Origin of the sequence: Massilia timonae CCUG 45783 (assembly GCF_000315425.1) — a bacterium.
Lineage (GTDB): Bacteria > Pseudomonadota > Gammaproteobacteria > Burkholderiales > Burkholderiaceae_D > Telluria > Telluria timonae.
In genome coordinates this window covers 329,948-336,488 of sequence record NZ_JH992923.1, presented here as the reverse complement: position 1 = coordinate 336,488, position 6,541 = coordinate 329,948, and the positions used below count along the sequence as shown (strand labels likewise).

The 6,541-nt window shown below is 57.0% G+C and carries 4 protein-coding genes and 1 riboswitch; of the genes, 2 read left to right on the top strand and 2 right to left on the bottom strand.

Annotated elements, in window-relative coordinates:
• Positions 1–40: 40 nt before the first annotated feature.
• A complete protein-coding gene (locus tag HMPREF9710_RS11595; RefSeq protein WP_081589897.1) occupies positions 41–379 on the bottom strand; it encodes an Hcp family type VI secretion system effector in 339 nt (112 codons plus the stop codon).
• 907 nt (positions 380–1,286) lie between these two features.
• On the opposite strand from HMPREF9710_RS11595, the gene HMPREF9710_RS11590 reads away from it, so the two are divergent.
• On the top strand, positions 1,287–2,192 hold the full coding sequence (locus HMPREF9710_RS11590; RefSeq protein ID WP_005666537.1) for a DUF535 family protein: 906 nt from the start codon (positions 1,287–1,289) through the stop codon (positions 2,190–2,192).
• A gap of 59 nt (positions 2,193–2,251) precedes the next feature.
• Positions 2,252–2,349: riboswitch (TPP riboswitch) on the top strand.
• Positions 2,350–2,430: 81 nt separating this feature from the next.
• Positions 2,431–4,572: a TonB-dependent receptor gene (locus HMPREF9710_RS11585; protein ID WP_005666535.1), complete on the top strand. Its 2,142-nt coding sequence runs from the start codon at positions 2,431–2,433 to the stop codon at positions 4,570–4,572.
• A gap of 274 nt (positions 4,573–4,846) precedes the next feature.
• Here HMPREF9710_RS11585 and HMPREF9710_RS27115 read toward each other — a convergent pair whose 3' ends face one another.
• Positions 4,847–6,535: an HsdM family class I SAM-dependent methyltransferase gene (locus HMPREF9710_RS27115; protein WP_005666533.1), complete on the bottom strand. Its 1,689-nt coding sequence runs from the start codon at positions 6,533–6,535 to the stop codon at positions 4,847–4,849.
• Positions 6,536–6,541: the final 6 nt, after the last annotated feature.

Below are 6,541 nucleotides of genomic sequence, written 5' to 3'. Positions count from 1 at the left end.
CTGAACACGGACGGTGTTCGGCGACGGCGGTGTATCAGTTTTAAATCGCTGGGACGACGAAATCTGTATCAGTTTTCAATCGCCGTTGACACTTGCCGTCGCCGTCTGCCCTCATGAACTCAAAGCAGGCTTTCGGGATAGTCTTGCCAGTTGCACAAGTTTGCAGGAGAACGGGCGAGGCTAAGTCAGCAAGCTTGCTGAAGCTGATCGGGTAAAGGTCGGCTCGCCCGGTGCTATGCCCGCCTGCGGTCGAAACGACATCGGCTCTTGGCTGGTGGACTGCATAGACGACGTTATTTACTTCGATCCAGTTGCGGTGCCGTTCGTCTTCCGACTCGCCATTAATGCTTTCGATCTTGAGGTATGCGTCGTTCGCCATGCTGTTCTCCGTGTCGTTGAGCAAGTCGTAACGATTCTGATCGGATGCGCCCGGCAGAGCTTGTTACTGGTCAGCACGGCAGTAGAACGGGATCAATAGAAGTTAATGTATTGGCAAGCCCATTTCTGGAATCTTGAAATTATCTAAAAATTTTTTTTGCAACTTGACCCTGTCGGACTTTCTCCAGCCCGAATCTGAAAAAGTATTCAGAAGGCCGATTCTGAAAAGTAGCGCGGGCGACTGCCCGAGTGAATGCCAGTAATGACGTAGATGAACGCTCCTGTTATCAAATTTAAATATCCGATAGGAAGCGCTTAGAAGGCCGCTGACGGGCTTTTTGGCGGGATGGTGGGGTGTGAGGGTCCACCCCGTTCGTTTACTGTAGGACTGCTCTAAGCCGCCTGTGCGGCTTTCATGAGACGAGAGACGGTTGACTTATGCCATTCACCGCCATTCACTTGCAGGGCTGCTAACGCATCCTTGGTCCGCTGGCCGACCAGGCGTCGCTCTTGCTCTCCCACTGCGGCGTGAATGTGCAGAGTGAACGTATCAACATCAACGCCGTGCGTAGCTGTGTAGAACGGCACTCACACGCCAGCTGCTTCCTCCATTGCTGATTGGTTTCGGCGCATTATCGATGATGAATGAAGAAGCGTAACGCGCGGCAAACATGGTAGTCTTGTCGTGCATGCCTAAAAACAACCATAAGTTAACACGTCCAGAGAGAGTCCCATGACAGATCACGCCCGCCTTGGTTCCCAAGCACTGTTTGCACTTCGTCCGGGCACGAGTTAGCAATTCGGCAGATAATTGCAAAACGGAATTATTTCTTGCTCTTGCCGAGCGTGGCCAGCCATCGCGCGCAGCCCGGCAACGCAACGTCCCTTTACGCCGAATGGAGCGCTCGATGATCTTCGCTCGTCTCACCCAACGCTGGCATGCGCTGCGCTACTGGCGCGAGCACCAGTCCCTGTCCCGCCTCAAGCTGGTGCGCCGCCTCGAAAACGCCCCCGCCGACGACCTGTTCCGCCAGGTGAGCGGTCGCGACTATCTCGCGCGCGGCATGAAAGTGCGCGAGCGCATGCGCTGCGTGCTGGCCCACTACCGCTTCGAAGAGGCCACCTTCAACAGTGCCTACCGGCACGCCGCGCACCACGGCGGCCTGGTCCTGTGGCAGCACCGGGGCGAGCAAGAGGGTGACGAAGGCAACTTCATCATGCGGCTCGAGCATGCGCCGCGCATCGACCCGCAAGGCGAGCTGACGCTGTCCCTGATCGTCGACGGCACGGTGCTGCACCGCCTGTCCTGGACCTGGGTCGAGGGCGCGGTGGTGGGCGTCGACCTGCCGATCGTTCCCTTCGTCACCCGCAACGCCGGCCTGTGGCGCGATGCCGGCGGCGCCTTCGAGGCCTTCGAGCGCGTGTTCCCCAACAATTCGCCGAGCTTCTTCTGCTTTGCCGCCCTGCAGGGCGCGGCGCAGGCGCTCGGCTTCGACCGGGTGGTCGCGGTGCGCGGCAGCGCCCACGTGGCCTACGAGGCGGCGCAAGACAAGGCTTTCGAGAACGCCTACGACGGCTTCTGGCGCATCCTGGGCGGCTTTGAGCTGGACGCGCGCAGCTTCGTGGTCCCGCTGCCGTTCTACCTCAAGCCGCTGCAGGACATGCCATCGAAGCACCGCAAGCGCGCGGCGCAGCGGCGCGAACACTGGCGCGCCATCGGCGACGCGGCCCGCGCCGTGCTGCTGCGCCATATGGCGACGCCGGCCGTCAGCGAGCCCGCGGCGGCCGAGGCGCCGTCGACCGCGAAAGCCTGAGCGGCGCCGCTCGAACAGGTTGACAGATTCACCACGGCCGCGCGGGCCGTGATACACTCGCGATTCGCTAGGGGTCCTGGAACGCTGTTCCGGGTGAGAGATACCCTTCGTACCTGATCTGGATAATGCCAGCGAAGGAAAGCGCAAAGCAGCATCCCCATTCGTTTGCCCTTCCCCCACGTTGGCTCCGGCTTTGATAAAAGCGGCGCGCCACGCTGCGCGCGAAAAAGAGCAAACCATGACATTCACCTCGAAGCACACCATCCTCGCCTGCGCCATCGTGCAGGCGTTCTCCCTGTCGTCCCAAGCCGCCGCGCAGGACGCTGCGCAGTCGGCCATATCGTCGGTCGTCGTCACCGGCAGCAAGTGGATCGCGCTCGATCGCGCCAGCGTCGGCGGCTTCTCCGACGTGCAGCTGCTCGATTCCCCGGCTTCGATCTCTTCGATCAGCCAGGGCCAGATGCAGGACCTGTCGATCCGCAGCGCCACCGACGCCGCGCGCTACGACGCCTCGATCGGCGACGCCTACAATGCGATCGGCTACGCCGAGCAGTTCTCGATCCGCGGCTTCGCGCTCGACAACGCCACCAGCTACCGCAAGGACATGATCGCGATCTCGGGCGACACGCAAATCCCGCTCGAGAACAAGGAACGCATCGAAGTCTTGCGCGGCCTGGCCGGCCTGCAGGCCGGCGTCGCGGCGCCGGGCGGGATGATCAACTTCGTCACCAAGCGCCCGACCAGCGCCCCGCTGCGCCAGGCCACGGTAGAGGTGCGCGAGCGCGGCACCGTGTACGGCGCAGTCGACCTGGGCGGCCGCTTCGCGGACCGCCGCTTCGGCTATCGCATCAACGCCGCAGCCGAAGACCTGAAATCCTACGTACGCGGCGCCGACGGCGAGCGCCAGTTCGTGTCGGCCGCCTTCGACTGGCAGATCACGCCGGACGCGCTGTTCCAGATCGACCTCGACCACCAGCACAAGTCGCAGGTCACGGCGCCGGGCTACCAGCTGATCCGCGACGAAGTCCTGCCGACCGGCGTCTCGCCCAAGACCCTGCTCAACGACCAGCCGTGGACCAGGCCGGTCGACACCGACAGCAGCAATCTCGGCCTGCGCTTCGAGTACCGCCTCAGCGACGCGTGGAACGCCACCGTGAGCGCCAACAAGCATTGGTTCAAGCGCGACGACTTCACCGCCTTCCCCTACGGCTGCAGCAACGAGGGCGACGGCTACTATCCGGGCTACTGCTCGAACGGCGACTACGACGTGTACGACTTCCAGAGCACCGGCGAGCGCAAGACGCCGTGGGGCCTGCAGGCGATGCTGCAGGGCCGCTTCGCCACCGGCGCGGTGCGCCACTCCCTCACCATCGGCGGCTCGTATGCCGAACGCCATGACAGCTTCGGCGAATACGTCTACGACTACGTCGGCTCCAGCAATATCTGGAACCCGAGCGTCGTGCCGCCGGTATCGGGCGACCGCGTGACCGGCCCCGTGATGGAGCGCCGCGCCACAGAAGAGCGCTCGCTGTTCGTGCAGGACGTGCTGACCTTGTCGCCGCAATTGACCTTGCACGCCGGCGTGCGCTACGTGAAGCTCAAGCTCGACGCGCTGGAAGAAATCGAAGGCGGCTGGGTGCACACGAAGGATTCGTTCGCGCTGCCGAACGTGGCGCTGGTGTACGCGCCGGCGCGCGACTGGCGCGTGTATGGCTCGATCAGCCACGGCTTGCAGTACGGCGGCATCGCGCCGATGGAAACCAGCAACCAGAACACCGCCCTGCCGCCGAGCCGCTCGAAGCAGCTGGAGTTCGGCGTCAAGCGCAACGTCAACGAGCAGCTGGCGCTGTCGGGCGCGCTGTTCGAGATCCGCCAGGGGCTGGAATACACGAACGCCGCCAACACCTTCGTGCGCGCCGGCGAGCAGACCCACCGCGGCGTCGAGCTGTCGGCGATGGGCCGCGCCACGCCAAACCTGAACTACAGCCTGTCGCTGATGGCGCTCGACACCGACCAGAAGGACACGGGCGACGCGTCGACCGAAGGCAAGCGCGTGACCAATGTGCCGGAGCTGCGCACCACCGCCTGGATCGAGTACGCGGTGCCGCAGGTGGCGGGGCTGAAGCTCGACGCGCAGTGGCAGTATTCGGGCAACAAGGTGTTCGATCCGGCCAATCGGGTGAAGGTGTCGGCTTATCACGTGGCGGGCTTCGGGGCGTCCTACCTGCTGCGCGCGGGTGGACTGAACACGATTATCCGCGCGCGGGTCGACAATGCCTTCGACAAGTTTTATTGGCGTGATGTGACGCAGTCGCTGGGCGGCTACCTGCTGCCGGGGGCGCCAAGGACGTTCAGGCTGTCGGCGCAGATCGATTTCTGATCTGGTGAGCTTGCCTCATAACTAAATTAGTCATGAGGCAACGTACGACTAAATTCCACGATAGCCAGTTGACGATATAAATTCAGAATCTCAGGAATCTCGTCATCATCGTGTGGCTTGGCCTAACGCAATCTATGTGCTGCGCCATGCATTGCAAAGCAGGAAAATGATCAATGAGATCTGAAAAATTTGCCGCAACTACAACAAATCCACCACACCCGCGTGGCCAATTTCAATTCCAGATTAAATCAACCACCACCACAACCAAAATTCTTTAAGTGCAACGCTGCACATGCACTCTCGAAGTTATTCCAATTTCGCCCCCCTCAAACTTTACCGCTATCAAATTCTCGACATATTGGCTTAAATCCGCCATTACCTCTATTTCAGCGCAATTTGTCTGCCTCTGCAGGCGCATCTCCAAGTCCAATCGCACAAGATAGCTGTTGAGCGTAGATATTTCCGCGTCGCTTAATATCCTAATATCTGGAATTTCTATACTAAGGAGGTCGTTCGGTTGAAATTTCAACAACCCACCGCCAAGAACCCTTAGATGATCTACAAATCTCTGCTGTATTGGCGAAGAGTTGAGCAAACAAACCATCGCCGCCAATTGGACATCGGTGAGGTTATCAGGATAAATACAATGATATGTAGTCAGATTTACTGCGGAGCTACGATTCCAAATAAACCGCACTTGACCACGACCGAATGACGCCGCCCATATTGGGGCAGGCGCGCGCTGCTCATTTTTATACCAAGGACGACGTCTAGCAAGCAGAAAGCGTTTGTGGAATCCCTTTCGTTCGCCCTCCTCGATATATTCTTCTTCGGCGGGAGATATGTCACCGGAGAAATTCACCAATTTCGTTCGCGCGCCAAACGCTGCAAGATCTTTTAGATCTTGGTCTGAAAATATCACCCCTAAAACATCCTTCGCATTTCCAATACATGGGAGCAGATTAGAATGTGAAATTCTCGCTTTTGAAACTTCGCCATCTGTCAGATGAAAAAATTCATTAGCTCCAGTTGCCAGACCACGTTTTGTTTTTGCTATTGTGGATAAATTAATTAGGGAATCATTTTTTTTAGATGACCTACCAAGCAAAATAGAGTTCCATTTTGGAGCTGTTTCCAAATCCTTCCACAGGACAGTCCGTGCTTCGATTAGTTCAATTTGATCAGAATAATGTTTAACAACGAACTCCTCATCTGCAACTTTGTTGTTATCGAATAATAAAACAACGGAAGTAGTAATCGCACCATCAATATGGTGACCGTGCTCATCGAGATAGAGTATTTCTTTTACAATGCGACGATCAATCAGGTATTCACGAAAACATCGCGCCGCATTCGAACTCATCCAATCAGCTGGGACCAGCACAGCCGCACGCCCTCCTTCGGACAACAGCCTGCAGATTTCAAATAAAAATAAAATGTATAAATTGCAAGCCTTCGAAATAGAAATGTTATTTCGAAAGCCTATTTCCTCATATATATTTTTTTCATATGAAATATCGTGATGTCTTAAATACGGAGGATTTGCAAGAATCCCATCGAATTTTTCCCTCATGTTTAGAAGGAGAAAATCGGCATGTAAAAAGTTACACGAAAGATGAGCTGGAGCAGATTTTCGCGCCAATTGCATTGGCGAAAGATCAATATCTACACAGGTCACCTTTGATTCGATGACAAATTCGCCTACTGCTCGAAGTAGTACGCCTGTTCCTACAGACGGCTCAAGAATATTCTTTGGATTAACGCTTGCAACCCAATCAGCCATCATTACGGCAATCGGTCCAGGGGTAAAAAACTGTCCAAAATGTTGACGGCGCTCTTCGCCTGTATGCTCAATATACGATTTTTCGGGCGTTAAATTATTTTTCGGATCCCATTGGATCTCTAAATGCTTAAATTCCGCCACATTTGCCAAACGAACTTTTTTCTCACCTGCTCTTGCCATTCCCAC